This window comes from Neobacillus drentensis, from assembly GCF_036966985.1.
In the GTDB taxonomy this organism is placed as follows: Bacteria; Bacillota; Bacilli; order Bacillales; family Cytobacillaceae; genus Neobacillus; species Neobacillus drentensis_E.
The window spans coordinates 1-247 of the sequence record NZ_JBALSN010000732.1; the positions used below are offsets into that span (position 1 = coordinate 1).

Here is a 247-nt window from a genome sequence, read left to right on the forward strand (position 1 = left end):
GCATAAAATGAAACCGCTTACGATGAAGCGGATTGCAGATATATTACAAGTGCATGAGTCGACAGTGAGTCGAACAGTCAAAGGGAAAATGGTGCAGACCCCTTACGGATTAATGGAAATGAAACAGTTTTTCCAAGCGAAACTAGAAGGGCATTCGCTCGAAGAAGCATCCAGCTACACAGTGAAGACCCACATTGCGGAGCTGATTCAATCAGAAAATAAGAAAAAACCGTATTCGGATCAGCAA

1 pseudogene is annotated in these 247 nt (G+C 42.9%); it reads left to right on the forward strand.

What is annotated here, in order from left to right:
- A pseudogene (locus V7659_RS31095) lies at positions 1-247 on the forward strand (RNA polymerase factor sigma-54); the annotation flags it as partial.